The 14,208-nt window shown below is 75.1% G+C and carries 13 protein-coding genes; 8 read left to right on the forward strand and 5 right to left on the reverse strand.

Annotated features, from left to right (window positions below):
- Positions 1 to 96: 96 nt before the first annotated feature.
- Together NPS70_RS10955 and NPS70_RS10960 are read left to right on the forward strand one after the other, a co-directional pair.
- The gene (locus NPS70_RS10955) at positions 97 to 891 is read left to right on the forward strand and encodes a vancomycin high temperature exclusion protein (RefSeq protein WP_256523942.1); all 795 of its coding nucleotides are present in this window, start codon (positions 97 to 99) and stop codon (positions 889 to 891) included.
- 45 nt (positions 892 to 936) lie between these two features.
- Positions 937 to 3,120 carry a molybdopterin oxidoreductase family protein gene (locus NPS70_RS10960; RefSeq protein ID WP_256523943.1) on the forward strand — a complete coding sequence of 728 codons (2,184 nt, stop codon included), beginning with the start codon at positions 937 to 939 and terminating at the stop codon, positions 3,118 to 3,120.
- 13 nt (positions 3,121 to 3,133) lie between these two features.
- Here NPS70_RS10960 and NPS70_RS10965 read toward each other — a convergent pair whose 3' ends face one another.
- Positions 3,134 to 3,571 (reverse strand): gamma-glutamylcyclotransferase family protein, encoded by a 438-nt coding sequence (locus NPS70_RS10965; protein WP_256523944.1) that lies wholly within the window; start codon positions 3,569 to 3,571, stop codon positions 3,134 to 3,136.
- The gene (cutA, locus tag NPS70_RS10970; RefSeq protein ID WP_374211980.1) at positions 3,568 to 3,903 is read right to left on the reverse strand and encodes a divalent-cation tolerance protein CutA; all 336 of its coding nucleotides are present in this window, start codon (positions 3,901 to 3,903) and stop codon (positions 3,568 to 3,570) included. Before cutA ends, NPS70_RS10965 begins: the two co-directional genes overlap by 4 nt.
- A 380-nt stretch (positions 3,904 to 4,283) precedes the next feature.
- Between cutA and NPS70_RS10975 the strand changes: the two genes are divergently transcribed.
- Both NPS70_RS10975 and NPS70_RS10980 read left to right on the forward strand, forming a co-directional pair.
- Positions 4,284 to 4,790, forward strand: a complete 507-nt coding sequence (locus NPS70_RS10975; protein ID WP_256523946.1) for a hypothetical protein — start codon at positions 4,284 to 4,286, stop codon at positions 4,788 to 4,790.
- Positions 4,791 to 4,936: 146 nt separating this feature from the next.
- Entirely contained in the window at positions 4,937 to 5,572 is a 636-nt protein-coding gene (locus NPS70_RS10980; protein ID WP_256523947.1) for a class F sortase, read from the forward strand.
- 72 nt (positions 5,573 to 5,644) lie between these two features.
- Here NPS70_RS10980 and NPS70_RS10985 read toward each other — a convergent pair whose 3' ends face one another.
- Positions 5,645 to 6,427, reverse strand: a complete 783-nt coding sequence (locus NPS70_RS10985; protein ID WP_256523948.1) for a TSUP family transporter — start codon at positions 6,425 to 6,427, stop codon at positions 5,645 to 5,647.
- Positions 6,428 to 6,642: 215 nt separating this feature from the next.
- Here NPS70_RS10985 and NPS70_RS10990 point away from each other — a divergent pair, with 215 nt between their 5' ends.
- The 3 genes from NPS70_RS10990 to nirD are packed head-to-tail and all read left to right on the forward strand — an operon-like array spanning position 6,643 to position 10,857.
- On the forward strand, positions 6,643 to 7,878 hold the full coding sequence (locus NPS70_RS10990) for an NAD(P)/FAD-dependent oxidoreductase (protein WP_256523949.1): 1,236 nt from the start codon (positions 6,643 to 6,645) through the stop codon (positions 7,876 to 7,878).
- Position 7,879: 1 nt separating this feature from the next.
- Positions 7,880 to 10,492, forward strand: a complete 2,613-nt coding sequence (nirB, locus tag NPS70_RS10995; protein WP_256523950.1) for a nitrite reductase large subunit NirB — start codon at positions 7,880 to 7,882, stop codon at positions 10,490 to 10,492.
- The gene (gene nirD / locus NPS70_RS11000; protein WP_256523951.1) at positions 10,489 to 10,857 is read left to right on the forward strand and encodes a nitrite reductase small subunit NirD; all 369 of its coding nucleotides are present in this window, start codon (positions 10,489 to 10,491) and stop codon (positions 10,855 to 10,857) included. Before nirB ends, nirD begins: the two co-directional genes overlap by 4 nt.
- 128 nt (positions 10,858 to 10,985) lie before the next feature.
- Here nirD and NPS70_RS11005 read toward each other — a convergent pair whose 3' ends face one another.
- A complete protein-coding gene (locus NPS70_RS11005) occupies positions 10,986 to 11,396 on the reverse strand; it encodes a VOC family protein (RefSeq protein ID WP_256523952.1) in 411 nt (136 codons plus the stop codon).
- 256 nt (positions 11,397 to 11,652) lie between these two features.
- Here NPS70_RS11005 and NPS70_RS11010 point away from each other — a divergent pair, with 256 nt between their 5' ends.
- Positions 11,653 to 12,813: an alkaline phosphatase PhoX gene (locus NPS70_RS11010; protein ID WP_256523953.1), complete on the forward strand. Its 1,161-nt coding sequence runs from the start codon at positions 11,653 to 11,655 to the stop codon at positions 12,811 to 12,813.
- On the opposite strand, the gene NPS70_RS11015 is transcribed toward NPS70_RS11010, so the two are convergent.
- Entirely contained in the window at positions 12,783 to 13,814 is a 1,032-nt protein-coding gene (locus NPS70_RS11015) for a winged helix-turn-helix domain-containing protein (protein ID WP_256523954.1), read from the reverse strand. The genes NPS70_RS11010 and NPS70_RS11015 overlap by 31 nt on opposite strands.
- Positions 13,815 to 14,208: the final 394 nt, after the last annotated feature.

Genomic DNA, 14,208 nt, shown 5'->3' on the forward strand with positions numbered 1-14,208 from the left:
GGTGTGCGGCGGGGTGGGGCGCGGGTGCCGGGGCGGGCGGGAGGCGCCGGATGAACCGTTTCGGCTCCCGGGGCGTCCCCCTGTGCGGGAGGGATCATGACGACGCAGAGCGGCCCGGACCCCGCGGGGCCCCCGGGACACGGCGGGCGGACCCGCGGGCGCCGGCGGGCGGTGCAGGCGGTGATGCTCGGCTGCGCCCTCGCCCTGGCCCCCGCCACCTGGGTGCACGCGAGGGCGGACGCGCGGGTGCACACCGCGGCCGAGGCGCCCGCCCGGCCGGTGGCCGTCGTCTTCGGCGCCGGTCTGCGCGACGGGCACCCTTCGCCGTACCTGGCGCACCGCCTGGACACCGCGGCCGGGCTGTACCGGACGGGGCGGGTGGAGGTCCTCCTCGTCACCGGGGACAACAGCCGCAGCGACTACGACGAGCCCGGGGCGATGCGCTCCTACCTCACCCGGCAGGGCGTGCCGGACGAACGGATCGTCAGCGACTACGCCGGTTTCGACACCTGGGACTCGTGCGTCCGCGCGAAGGAGGTCTTCGGCGTGGACCGGGCGGTGCTGGTCACCCAGGGCTTCCACGTCCGCCGGGCCGTCGCCCTGTGCCGCTCCGCGGGGGTGGACGCCCACGGTGTGGGCGTCCCCGAGCCGCGCGACGCGACCTGGTACTACGGAAGCGTCCGGGAACTGCTCGCGGCGGGCAAGGCCTCGCTGGACGCGGCGCTGCGTCCCGAGCCGGTCTTCCCCGGCCCCCGCGAGGCCGGGGTCCGCGAGGCGCTCCGGGCCGCGGGCGCGGCCCGCCCGGGGCCCGGCCGGCCGGACCGCGCCCCGGCGCCCGCGGCCTCACCGTCCGGCGGGCCGGAGGCGGAGGCCGGTGTACCCCGGACGTAATGCGCGGCGCCCGCCCGCGTAACACGGGCGTTGCACGCTGGGCCCATGCGCGACGACACCACCCCCACCCACTGCCCCTACTGCGCCCTGCAGTGCGGGATGAACCTCCGCCGCGTCCCGGCGGGCGCCGCGGGGACCGAGCGGGGCGCGGTGCCCGTCGAGGTGGTCGAGCGCACCGACTTCCCCGTCAACCGGGGGGCGCTGTGCGGCAAGGGCCGCACGGCGCCCGCGCTGCTCTCCTCCCGGGTGCGCCTGACCGGGCCGCTGGTCCGATCCCACGCCACCGGCCGGCTCGAACCGGCCACCTGGGAGGAGGCCCTGCGGGCCACCGCCGAGGGCCTGGCCCGCAGCCGCACGGACCACGGCCCCGACGCGGTGGGCGTGTTCGGCGGCGGCGGCCTGACCAACGAGAAGGCGTACACGCTGGGCAAGTTCGCCCGTGTGGTGCTCGGCACCTCGCAGATCGACTACAACGGGCGCTTCTGCATGTCCTCCGCCGCCGCCGCCCACAACCGGGCCTTCGGGCTGGACCGGGGGCTCCCCTTCCCCCTGGAGGACATCCCGCGGACCGGGTGCGTCGTCCTGGTCGGCTCCAACCTGGCGGAGACCATGCCGCCCGCCCTGCGCTACCTGACCGAGCTGCGGGAGAACGGCGGCAGGCTGATCGTCGTCGACCCCCGCCGCACCAGGACCGCCGAGCAGGCGGACCTGCACCTGGCCCCGCGCCCGGGGACCGACCTCGCCCTCGCCCTCGGCATGCTGCACCTGGTCGTCGCCGAGGGGCGCACGGACGAGGAGTTCATCGCCTCGCGCACCGGCGGCTGGCCCGAGGCGCGGGCCGCGGCGATGGCTCACTGGCCCGAGTGGGTGGAGCGGATCACCGGCGTGGGGGTGCCGCGGCTGCGCGAGGCCGTCGCGATGTTCTGCGACGCGCCGACCGGCATGGTGCTCACCGCCCGCGGTCCCGAGCAGCAGTCCAAGGGCACCGACACGGTCGGGGCCTGGATCAACCTGTGCCTGGCGACCGGCCGCGCCGGGCGCCCGCTGTCCGGGTACGGCTGCCTGACGGGGCAGGGCAACGGGCAGGGGGGCCGGGAGCACGGGCAGAAGGCGGACCAGCTGCCCGGCTACCGCAGCCTGGAGGACCCCGCGGCCCGCGCCCACGTCGCCCGGGTGTGGGGCGTGGCACCCGACTCGCTCCCCGGCCCGGGGCGCAGCGCCTACGAGCTGCTCGACGCGCTCGGCGGCCCGGTGCGGTCGCTGCTGCTGATGGGCTCCAACCCGGTGGTCTCCGCACCGCGTGCCGCCCATGTGGAGGAGCGGCTGCGGTCGCTGGACTTCCTCGCGGTGGCCGACGTGGTGCTGTCGGAGACGGCCGCGCTGGCGGACGTCGTGCTGCCGGTGACCCAGTGGGCCGAGGAGACGGGCACCACGACCAGCCTGGAGGGGCGGGTGCTGCTCCGCCGCCGCGCCCTCACCCCGCCGCCGGGGGTGCGCAGCGATCTGGAGGTGCTGCACGGCCTGGCGGAGCTGCTGGGCCACGGGAAGGGCTTCCCCACCGATCCGGAGGAGGTCTTCGAGGAACTGCGCAGGGCCTCGGCGGGCGGGCCCGCCGACTACTCGGGCATCACCTACCGCCGGATCACGGAGGAGGGCGGCGTGTTCTGGCCCTGCCCCGAACCCGTCGGCGACGCGGCGCGGGAGGAGGCCGGAGGGGGCGTCCACCCGGGCACGCCCCGGCTGTTCCTGGACGGGTTCGCCACCCCGGACGGGCGTGCCCGGTTCGTGCCGGTCACCCACCGGCCCGCCGCCGAGGAGCCCGACGCGGAGTACCCGGTGCTGCTGACGACGGGCCGGGTCGTGGCCCAGTACCAGTCGGGGGCGCAGACGCGCCGGGTGGCGGAGCTGAACAAGGCGGCGCCCGGGCCGTTCGTGGAGATGCACCCGCGTCTCGCCGAGGCGCTGCGGGTGGCCGAGGGCGAGACCGTGGCGGTGGTGTCGCGGCGCGGGCGGGCCGAGGGACCCGCCCGGGTGACCGCGGGCATCAGGGCGGACACCGTGTTCATGCCCTTCCACTGGCCGGGCTCCGGGCGGGCCAACACCGTGACCAACCCGGCACTGGACCCCACCTCGCGGATGCCCGAGTTCAAGGTCTGCGCGGTACGGGTCGAGGCCGTGCGGGAGGGGCTCCGGGAGGGGGGCCCGGACGGGGGCTCCCCGCCGGGGTGACGTCCCGCCCGGCTCAGGCCGGCGGGCGCGTCCGGCACCTCCAGTCGCCGCCCGGGACCGTCCGCCCGTGCGCCGCGAGTGCGCGGGCGACCCGCGCGGCGGCCAGGTACACCCAGGCCGGCCGGGTGCCGCCGTCCGGCCGGCGCACCTCCCGGACCACCCGCTCGTACAGGTTGCGCGGGTGTCCGGGGGCCAGGTACTCCTCCAACCGGTCGAGCTCCGCCAGCAGGCGGTCGTGCTCCCCCGGGGCGGCGGTGACCGCCTCGCCCGCGACCCGGCCCGCCCCCGTCGGGTCGTCGACCGCGTAGGGGTAGCCCGGCCCCTCGTAGAGCACCGCTCCGGGCAGCACCGCGGCCTCCTCGGCCGAGGTGCGGCCCGCCAGGAGGAGGCCGTGGTTGCGTTCGCCCGGACGGAGGGTGCCGTAGACGAAGAACGGGAGCCCTCCGGTCACGGCGCCGGGGCCGTCGTCTGCGACCGCGTCCAGTCGGTGTACGCGGCGGAGGCGCGGACGACGGGCGTCGCGATGATCTCCGGGGTGTCGTAGTCGTGGGCCTCGGTCAGGTGTGCCTCCAGGGCGTCGTAGCGGTCGGCGGTCGTCTTGAAGAGCACCTGCCACTCGGTCGCGGTCTCCGGCACTCCCTGCCAGCGGTAGACGGAGGTCACCGGCGCGGAGATCTGCGCGCACGCCGCGAGCCGCGCGTCGACGGCGCCCCGGGCCAGGGACTGCGCCTTGTCGGCGCTGTCGGTGGTGGTCGTCACGGTCAGCAGGGGCGGGGCCGCCAGCGGCTGGTCCATCGCGGTGTCCTCTCCGGGGGGTTGCGGGGTCGGTGTTTCCGGTGGATTCCGCGGGCCACCGTACGCACCGATGCCCCGGGATGCGGTCGGCACCCCGCGGACCGGACCCCGCCGCGCGGCCGGGCCGCCGCACGGACGGGCGGGGACAGCCGGGCGCGTCACCGCCCGTCACCCGTTCGCCACGGTGCGCACACTCCGTCGACACGCCGTACGAAGATGCCTCCGACCTGCGGTGATGCACTCTGTCCAGTGCGACACGCAGCCGCGGACGAGAAGAACTGACGCCGAATCAGCAGGCAGGCGGCCCGCCGGGACTCTTCCCTCGAAGGAGACGCAGTCCGCACCACCCGCGCTCACCGGAGGGTCCCATGCGCACCACCGCCCGCCTCCTGACCGGCTCCGCGCTGGTCGTCGCCTCGATAGGACTGGGCGCCCAGGCGTCCTACGCCGGGGACACGGGTTCCCTGGAGATCCACCCGCGCACCGTCGCCCCGGGCGACTCGGTCACGGTCAGCACCCGGGCGTGCGGCAAGGACGGCCGGGGCGTGGGCGACGCCGGCTCGCTGGGCGCCGGGGAGTTCAAGCTGCGCCCCGGGACCCACAAGGATTTCGCGGTGGGCGAGTTCACGGTCCCCGGGCACACGCGCTCCGGGACGTACGGCATCAGCGTGCTCTGCAAGAACGGCGAGGAGGCCACCGGGGACGTGACGGTCCGCGGCCACCACACGCCGAGCGGGCACGTGAAGACGGGCGTCGGCGGCAGCGTCGGCCCGGACACCACCCAGATCGCGGCGGGCGCGGCGGTTCTCTCCGCGGCCGCCGTCGGCGGAGTCCTGCTCCTGCGTCGCCGGGCGAGCGGCACGCAGGGCGGGTGACGGGGCGGCTCGTCCGCCCGTCTCCGCCGGATCCCCCGCCCCCGCCCGGTCCCGAACCGGCGGGGGCGGGGCGCCGCCGGCCCCGGACGCGCCGGGGCCGGAGTCCCCCGGTCCGGATCCCCCCCGGCCCGACCCCGAGGAGCGCGATGACCTCCAAGGCCAAGACCTGGGCCCTGGTACTCGCCGTGTGCGCAGGACTGTGGCTGGTCCGCAACGGCTCGCAGGACGTCACCCCGCCGATCCCCTCGGCCGCGGAGGCCTTCGCCGCGGGCCCGAACGCGTACACCGAGGCCGCGGCGGACCCGCTGCCCCCGTCCGACCCGGTGCGGCTGCGGATCCCCGGGATCGGCGTCGACGCACCGGTGACGGGCCTGGGGCTGACGGGTGACGGCGCGCTGGAGGTGCCCCCCGCCGCGGACGGCAACCTGGCCGGCTGGTTCCGCGAGGGCACCGCACCGGGCGCGGCGGGCACGGCGATCACGGCCGGGCACGTCGACAACGCGGAGGGCCCGGCGGTCTTCTACGCCCTGGGGGCCCTGCGGAAGGGCGACCGGATCGAGGTCGACCGCGAGGACGGCCGCACCGCCGTGTTCACCGTCGACGCGGTCGAGGTGTACGAGGCCGAGGGCTTCCCCGACGAGAAGGTGTACGGCCCGAGCGAACGGGCCGAGCTGCGGGTGATCACCTGCGGGGGCGGCTTCTCGGCGAGGACGGGGTACCGGGGCAACGTGGTGGCCTTCGGGCACCTGATCGGGGTCCGGGGCGGGCCCGGCGGGGCGTGAGGGCCCCGCCGGGCGCCCGGGACGGCGCGCCGGCCGGCAGCCGGGGCCGTGCGCCCGGACGGCCGCGGCCCCTCAGGCCCACTGGTCGAAGCCGAGCTTGGCCACCAGCGAGAAGACGACGACCAGGAGCACTCCGCGGACGAACTCGCTGCCCTTGCGCAGCGCCATCCGCGCGCCGATCATCGCGCCGGCCAGGTTGAACACGGCCATCAGCGCGGCGAGCTGCCACAGCACGGTGCCCTGGTAGGCGAACATCGCGAGCGCGCCCGCGTTGGTGCACACGTTGACGATCTTGGCGGTGGCCGAGGCGCTCACCAGGTCCAGGTGGAGCACCGCGGTGAGCGCCAGCACCAGGAAGGTCCCGGTGCCGGGGCCGAAGAGGCCGTCGTAGAAGCCGATCCCCCCGCCGACGAGCACCACGGCGGCGACCGCCCGGGTACGGGTGACCTTCCGCCGCTCCTCCGGGGACGCCGTCCCGAAGGACGGCTTCAGCAGGACGAAGGCGGCCACCGCGAGCAGCACCACCATGATCACCGGGCGCAGCACCTCGCTGCTGATCCCGGCGGCGAAGAAGGCACCGCCCATGGATCCCGCCAGGGCCGCCAGGCCGATCCGGACGGCGGGGCCGACCTGTACCGGCGCCTTGCGTACGTAGGTGACCGCGGCGCCGGTCGTTCCGACGATGGCGACGGCCTTGTTGGTGCCGAGCACATGGGCCGCGCCGGTCCCCGGCAGCCCGAGGAGGAGAGCGGGGAGGAGGAGCAGGCCGCCGCCTCCGACGACGGCGTCGATCCAGCCGGCCACAGCGGCCGCGAGACACAGGAAGACCAGTGTGGTCAGTGATATGTCGGGCACTCCTGTGACCCTACGGAGCGGAAAGGTGGCCCGTCCAACGATCCGGGCGGACTTGAGCGGGCTCTGAGGTTCCCTCCCGGCCTGCCGCCGCGTACGCCCCGGTCCGTACCGGTCCCTCCCCTCACACCCGCCCGCCCCCTCCGCTGAGCGCACGGTTCCCCGCGGGAAACAGAAGGGAACCTGCCGGGTAACACCCGCGACGCACGCTGTTCCGCATGACTTCGCAGATCGTGGTGATCGGTGCCGGGACGGCGGGCGCGCGGCTCGCGGGCCGGCTGGCGCCCGGGGCCGCCGTCACCGTCGTCGGCGAGGAGGACCACGCGCCCTACAACCGCGTGCTGCTCGCCGAGGTCCTGGCCGGCCGGTACGCGCCGGAGGTGATCGCGCTGCCGGAGGTCCCCGTCCGCCGGGGTGTCCGGGCGACCTCGATCGACCGCGCCCGCCGGCTGGTGCACCTCTCGGACGGCGCGCCCCTCCCCTACGACCGGCTGGTCCTCGCCACCGGCTCCAACCCCGTGCTGCCGCCGCTGCGCGGCATCGGTCCCGGGCTCCCCGAAGGGGTGCACCCCTTCCGGACCCTGGACGACTGCGCGGCCCTCGCCGCGGCCACCGGCCCCGGCACCCGTGCGGTCGTGGTCGGCGGCGGGCTGCTGGGGGTCGGCGCGGCGCGCGCCCTGGCCGCCCGCGGCGCGACCGTGGTGCTGGCCCAGCAGGGCGAGCGCCTGATGGAGCGGCAGCTCGACGCCTCCGCCTCGGCGCTGCTCCGGGGGCACCTGGAGTCCCTGGGCATCGAGGTGCACACCGAGTGCCGGGTCCGGGGGCTGCGGACCTCCGATGACGGCGCGGTGCGCGCCGTGGTGCTCGCGGACGGCTTCACCCTGGAGGCCGAGGCGGTCGTGCTGGCCTGCGGCGTCCGGCCCCGCGTCGGACTGGCGGTGGACGCCGGGCTGGAGGTCCGCCGCGGCATCGTCGTCGACGACGAGCTGCGGACCTCCGACCCGCTCATCCACGCGATCGGCGACTGCGCCGAGCACGGCGGCCTGGTCCACGGCCTGGCCGGTCCGGCCGTCGAGCAGGCCGACGTGCTGGCACGCCTGCTCACCGGACGGGCGGCGGGCCCGGCACCCGCCGACGGCCCGGCGCCCCCGCGCTACACCGGGACCCGCGCCCTGACCCGGCTCACCCTGGCGTCCGCGCACCGGGCGGGCGGGCTCGACCTGGCCGCCTTCGGCGACCCCTCGCCCCTGCCGGGGGACGACGTCGTCCAGCTCGCCGACGCCACCCGCGGGGCCTACCGCAAGGTCGTGGTGCGCGGCGACCGGCTGGTGGGCGGCGTGCTGCTGGGCGATCTCGGCTCGGTCGGCGCGCTCGCCCGCGCCTGGGAGGGCGACGAGGCCCTGCCCGACTCCCGCCCCCTGCTCCACCTGCTCACCGATGATGGAGGCCTCTGAGATGGCTGCGACCCCCGCGACGCCCACCCCCGCGAACCGCCCCACGATCGTGGTCGTCGGCCACGGCATGGTCGCCCAGCGCTTCCTCGAGGCGCTGGCCGAAGGCGGCACCACCGCGCGGGCGCGGATCGTCGTCTTCGGCGAGGAGCCCCGCCCGGCCTACGACCGCGTCCGGCTCACCTCGTACTTCTCCGGCAGCACGCCCGAGGACCTGTCGATGGTCGGGGACGGCTTCCTGGAGCGCCACGGCATCGAGCTGCGCCTGGGCACCCCGGTCGCCTCGATCGACACCGCCGCGCGCACGGTCGCCGCGGAGGACGGGCAGGTCCTCGCCTACGACACCCTGGTCCTGGCGACCGGCTCCTACCCCTTCGTCCCGCCGGTGCCCGGCAGCACGACCCGGGGCTGCTTCGTCTACCGCACCATCGAGGACCTGCTGGCGATCGAGGAGTACGCCAAGGGCGCCCGCGTCGGGGCGGTCGTCGGCGGGGGCCTGCTGGGGCTGGAGGCGGCGGGGGCGCTGAAGGGGCTCGGGCTGGAGACCCACATCGTGGAGTTCGCCCCCCGGCTGATGCCCGTGCAGGTCGACGAGGGCGGCGGCGCGGCGCTGCTGAGGACCGTCGAGGGCATGGGGCTGAAGGTGCACACGGGCGTGGGCACCCAGGAGATCACGGCCGGCGACGCCGGCACGGTCGAGGCCATGCTCCTCTCGGACGGCTCCGCGCTCGCCACCGACCTGGTGGTCTTCTCCGCGGGTGTGCGCCCCCGGGACCAGCTCGCCCGGGACGCGGGGCTCGCGGTGGGAGAGCGGGGCGGCATCGTCGTCGACGAGCAGTGCCGCACCTCCGACCCCGACGTGTTCGCGATCGGGGAGTGCGCGCTGGCGGCCGACGGCCGGGTGTACGGGCTCGTGGCGCCGGGATACGAGATGGCCGAGACCGCGGCGGCCGCGCTCGCGGGCGAGGCGGCCTCCTTCACGGGTGCCGACCTGTCCACCAAGCTGAAGCTGCTGGGCGTCGACGTGGCCTCCTTCGGCGACGCGCACGGGACGACCGGCGGCTGCCTCGACGTCGTCTACTCCGACTCGCGCTCCGGGCTGTACAAGAAGCTCGTCGTCGGCGCCGACGGGACCCTGCTCGGCGGCATCCTGGTCGGCGACGCCGAGCAGTACGGCACGCTGAGGGCCTTCACCGGTTCGACGCCGCCCGTCTCCGCCGAGCAGCTGGTGCTTCCCGCGGGCGCGGGTGCGCCCGCCGCGCTCGGCCCGGCCGCCCTGCCGGACGAGGCCGTGGTGTGCTCCTGCCACAACGTCACCAAGGGGGCCGTCCGCGGGGCGGTGGCCGAGCACGGCTGCACGAGCGTCCCCGAGGTCAAGAAGTGCACCAGGGCGGGCACCGGGTGCGGCAGCTGCGTCAAGGTCCTCGGGCAGCTGGTCAACGCGGAGCTGGAGGCGTCCGGTGTCGAGATCGACACGGGCCTGTGCGGCTGCTTCGGGCAGACCCGTCAGGAGCTGTACGAGATCGTGCGCGCCCTGCGCCTGACCTCCTACCGGCGCCTGCTCGACGGCTACGGCCGCGAGTCGGCCCGCGGGGGCAACGGCTGCGAGGTCTGCAAGCCCGCCGTGGGGTCCATCATCGCCTCGCTGGCGCCCACGATCGGGGCCAGCGGCTACGTCCTGGAGGGCGAGCAGGCGGCCCTGCAGGACACCAACGACCACTTCCTGGCGAACCTCCAGCGCAACGGCTCCTACTCGGTGGTGCCGCGGATCCCGGGCGGTGAGATCACCCCGGAGAAGCTCATCGTGATCGGCGAGGTGGCCCGCGAGTTCGGCCTCTACACCAAGATCACGGGCGGGCAGCGGATCGACCTGTTCGGCGCCCGGGTGGACCAGCTCCCGCAGATCTGGGGGCGCCTGGTGGACGCGGGCTTCGAGTCGGGGCACGCCTACGGCAAGGCGCTGCGTACGGTGAAGTCCTGCGTGGGCGAGACGTGGTGCCGCTACGGGGTGCAGGACTCGGTCCGCATGGCGATCGACCTGGAGCTGCGCTACCGGGGCCTGCGCTCCCCGCACAAGCTCAAGTCGGCCGTCTCGGGTTGCCAGCGCGAGTGCGCCGAGGCGCAGTCGAAGGACTTCGGCGTGATCGCCACGGCCAAGGGCTGGAACCTGTACGTCGGCGGCAACGGCGGGGCCACCCCGCGCCACGCCGACCTCCTCGCCCAGGACCTGGGGGACGAGGAGCTGGTCCGCCTGATCGACCGCTTCCTGATGTTCTACATCCGCACCGCCGACCGCCTGGAGCGCACCTCCGCCTGGCTGGAGCGGATCGAGGGCGGGCTGGACCATGTGCGCGACGTGGTGGTGCGCGACTCCCTGGGGATCTGCGCGGAGCTGGAGTCGCTGATGGCCGACCACGTCGCGGGCTACCGCGACGAGTGGGCCGAGACGCTGGACGACCCCGAGCGGCTGATGCGCTTCGTGTCCTTCGTCAACGCGCCGGGCGTGCCCGACCCCACGGTGCGCTTCGTGCCCGAGCGGGACCAGGTCAAGCCCGATCTGCCCCTGCTGACCATCCGCCCCCTGGACGACGCCCTGGAAGGGACCGCACAGCGATGACCCTCGCCCCCGACAAGCCCCTCGCCCCCGCGGACGCCGAGCTCCAGCTCCGGCTGGACGGCGCCTGGCTGGCCCTGTGCCCGCTGGCCCGGCTGACCCCCGGCCGGGGCGTGGCCGCCCTGCTGCCGGGCGGCCGGCAGGCCGCGCTGTTCCTGGACCGCGACGGCGTGCCGTACGCGATCGACAACCGCGACCCGTTCACCGGCGCCCGGGTGCTGTCCCGGGGCCTGGTCGGAACCGCCGAGGGCCGCCCGTTCGTCGCCTCCCCGCTGCTCAAGCAGCGCTTCGACCTCGCCACCGGGCACTGCCTGGACGAGGACGGGGTGGCGGTGCGGGCCTACGAGGTGCGGCTGCACCGGGGCTGAGCCGCCCGCCCGGCCCGGGGTACGGGGCCCCGGGCCGGATCCGCGCCCCGCCCGCGCGCCGCGCCGTCACTGCCCTGGCCCCGCGCGGCGCGCGGGCGGCACCCTCGTGCCCCGCGGGGCACCGGGGTTCAGCCGCCCTGGGCCGCGGCCTCGGTGTCCATCCACATGACCTCCCAGTTGTGGTGGTCCACGTCCTCGAAGCCCCTGCCGTACATGTAGCCCATGTCCTGGGTCTCCCCGGCCGGGCGGCCCCCGGCGGCGATCGCCGCGTCGACCAGGGTGTCGACGGCCTCCCGGCTGTCCGCGCTGAGGCAGATCAGGGCCTCGGTGCCGGTGGCCGCGTCCGTGATCTCCTTGGCGGTGAAGGTCTTGAAGTAGGGCTCCGTCAGCAGCATCGCGAAGATGGTGTCGCTGAAGACGAGGCAGGCGGCGTTCTCGTCGGTGAACTGCGGGTTGAAGGAGTAGCCCAGCTTGGTCCAGAAGGACTTGCTGGCCTCCAGGTCCTTGACCGGCAGGTTCACGAAGATCATCTGGGGCATGGTGTGCTCGCTCTCGTCTCGGGGGCGTGCCGCGCGGTGCACGGGCGGCCGTGCGGTGCTTCTCGCAGGGGTAGACGGCAGCCGCCCGGGGAACTCATCGGTGCGGGGGAGGCGACTTCCCCCGGTCCGCCACCCCCCTTCTCGCCGTCACCCTGCGTTGATGTCCAGTCAACTCCACGCTTCTAGGGTCTGCCACCGCGCGACCCCGCGGTGCCGCCCGGCACCCCGGGGCGGTCGTCATCTGATGGAGAGACACGTGGAACGTCGCAGCTTCCTGCGCGGTGCGGTCGTCGGCACCTCCGCCGCGGCCTTCGGATTCACCCTCTGGCAGGGCGCCGCGGCCGCGGCCCCCGCCCAGCCCGGACCCGGCCCCTACGGCGCGCTCGGCCCCGCGGATTCCAACGGCATCCGGCTCCCCGCGGGATTCACCAGCCGGGTGATCGCCCGCTCCGGCCAGAAGGTCGGATCCACCTCCCACACCTGGCACAGGGCCCCCGACGGCGGCGCCTGCTTCGCCGACGGCCCGGGCTGGGTCTACGTCTCCAACTCGGAGGTCAACCCCGGCGGCGGCGCCGGTGCGGTCCGCTTCTCCTCCTCGGGAGCGATCATCGGCGCCTACGGCGTCCTGTCGGGCACCCGGCAGAACTGCGCGGGCGGCAGCACGCCGTGGAACACCTGGCTCTCCTGCGAGGAGGTCAGCCGCGGCTACGTGTACGAGGCGGACCCCTACGGGGTGCAGTCCGCGGTCCGCCGCCCGGCGATGGGGCGCTTCAAGCACGAGGCGGCGGCCGCGGACCCGGTGCGCCGGGCCGTCTACCTGACCGAGGACGAGTCCGACGGCTGCCTCTACCGCTTCCTGCCCGCCACCTGGGGCGACCTGTCCTCCGGCACCCTCCAGGTGCTGAAGGCGGGCTCGGGCACCTCGGGCTCCTTCACCTGGGGAACCGTCCCCGACCCGGACGGCTCCCCCACCCACACCCGCAACCAGGTCCCGGGCGCCAAGCGCTTCAACGGCGGCGAGGGCTGCCACTACGCGAACGACACGGTCTGGTTCACCACCAAGGGCGACAACCGCCTGTGGCAGCTGAACCTGGCCTCCGGCACCTACGAACTCGCCTATGACGACTCGCTCGTGGCGGGCGGCTCCGCGCCGCTGACGGGGGTGGACAACGTCACCGGCTCGGCCTCCGGCGACCTGTTCGTCGCCGAGGACGGCGGGAACATGGAGATCTGCGTGATCACCCCGGACGACGTCGTCGCGCCGTTCCTGCGGATCAGCGGCCAGTCCGGGTCCGAGATCACCGGACCGGCCTTCTCCCCCGACGGCAGCAGGCTCTACTTCTCCAGCCAGCGCGGCACCTCGGGCAGTTCCTCGGGCGGCATCACCTACGAGGTCACCGGGCCGTTCCGGGCGTAGCTCCGCGGTCTGGTCCACGGCTCCGGGACGGCGCCGCCGCGCAGCAGGGCGGCGCCCAGCGGGGTGAGCGTGTGCAGGACCGCGTTGCCGTGGCGCAGGGTGACCACCAGCCCCGCGTCGCGGAGCACGGCCGCGTGCTGGCTCGCCGAGGCGAGGGACACCCCCGCCCGGCGGGCCAGTTCGCTCGTGGTGCAGCCGTGCCGGATCGCCTGGAGCACCGCGGAGCGGGTGTGGCCGACGAGCCGGCCGAGCGAGGGGCCCGCGGCGTCCGCGATGGCGGACTCGCTGCCGTGCTGCACGGGGTAGACCAGCACCGGCGGCAGCTGCGGGTCGCGCAGCACCACCGGGGTGCCCCGGCAGAAGAACGAGGGCAGGAGCAGCAGCCCCCGTCCGCCCAGGCGCAGTTCGCGGTCGACAGGGTAGTCGGCCTCCAGCACCGGGGCCCTCCAGCGCAGCACGGGCGGCAGCGAGGCGAGCAGTTCGCCGGCGCCGCCGTCGAGCAGCGCCCTCCCGCGGGCCGCACGGTCCGCCTCCACCCTCGCCTGCACATGGGGCCAGTACGGCTCCAGGGCGGCGAGGAAGTAGGCGCGGAGCGTGTCGGCGAGCCGCCCGAGGGCCTCCCCGCGGCCCTCGGCGATCGCCAGCAGCCGGGCGGGCAGCGTGCGCAGCGGAGAGCGGTGCGCGGCCACCAGCGCGAGCTCGGCGCGCAGCCGGGGCGCCGGGGTCGCCCGGAGGGCCTCCAGGCCCGCCTCCAGGCCGTCACGGCCCTCGGAGGGGGTGAGGAAGTCGGGGAAATACCCGCGCGGCGGCACCAGTTGGGCCAGCAGCCGTGTTTCACCCTTCAACCTCACGCGCACCTCGGAGCGCCATTCGCCGAAGACGTGGGCACCCCTGCGGTCCCGCAATCGATGGAAGCTCAGAATCGATTCCCACAAGGGATCGGGACCGGCAGCCATCCTTACTCGCGCCAGGTCGTCCGCCTGGAAATGAATACGAAGCACCGAACCCCCACCTGTTGCACCCGCAATCGCCCCCACCACTGAGTATGCATGCCATCACAGGTTGTTACCACGGTGTTTCAGCCACAATTGAAACGCCTCGCGGGAGCACGGGGGCAACCGAAAGGCTGTACGACGTCGGGCATGAAACCTACTTCACCGATGTGACGTGGCAAGGACCGTGGGGGGCCTACACGTCCGGCGGCGGTGATGGAGGTTGCGGCTCCGTGTCCGGCACGGGTAATGGAGTGCGGCCGGCGGGTGGGGATCCGTCGGTCGCACTCCGCCGGGCCTTTGCTCCGGGAATGGCGGGAAGGCGATTCCCGCTGGACGTACGAAATTCAACTGAACGACGGATCAGCAGGGCGACGGCATGCTATGCGCCCCCTGAACCCTC

It is taken from the genome of Streptomyces sp. C10-9-1, assembly GCF_024497955.1.
Classification (GTDB): Bacteria; Actinomycetota; Actinomycetes; order Streptomycetales; family Streptomycetaceae; genus Streptomyces; species Streptomyces sanyensis.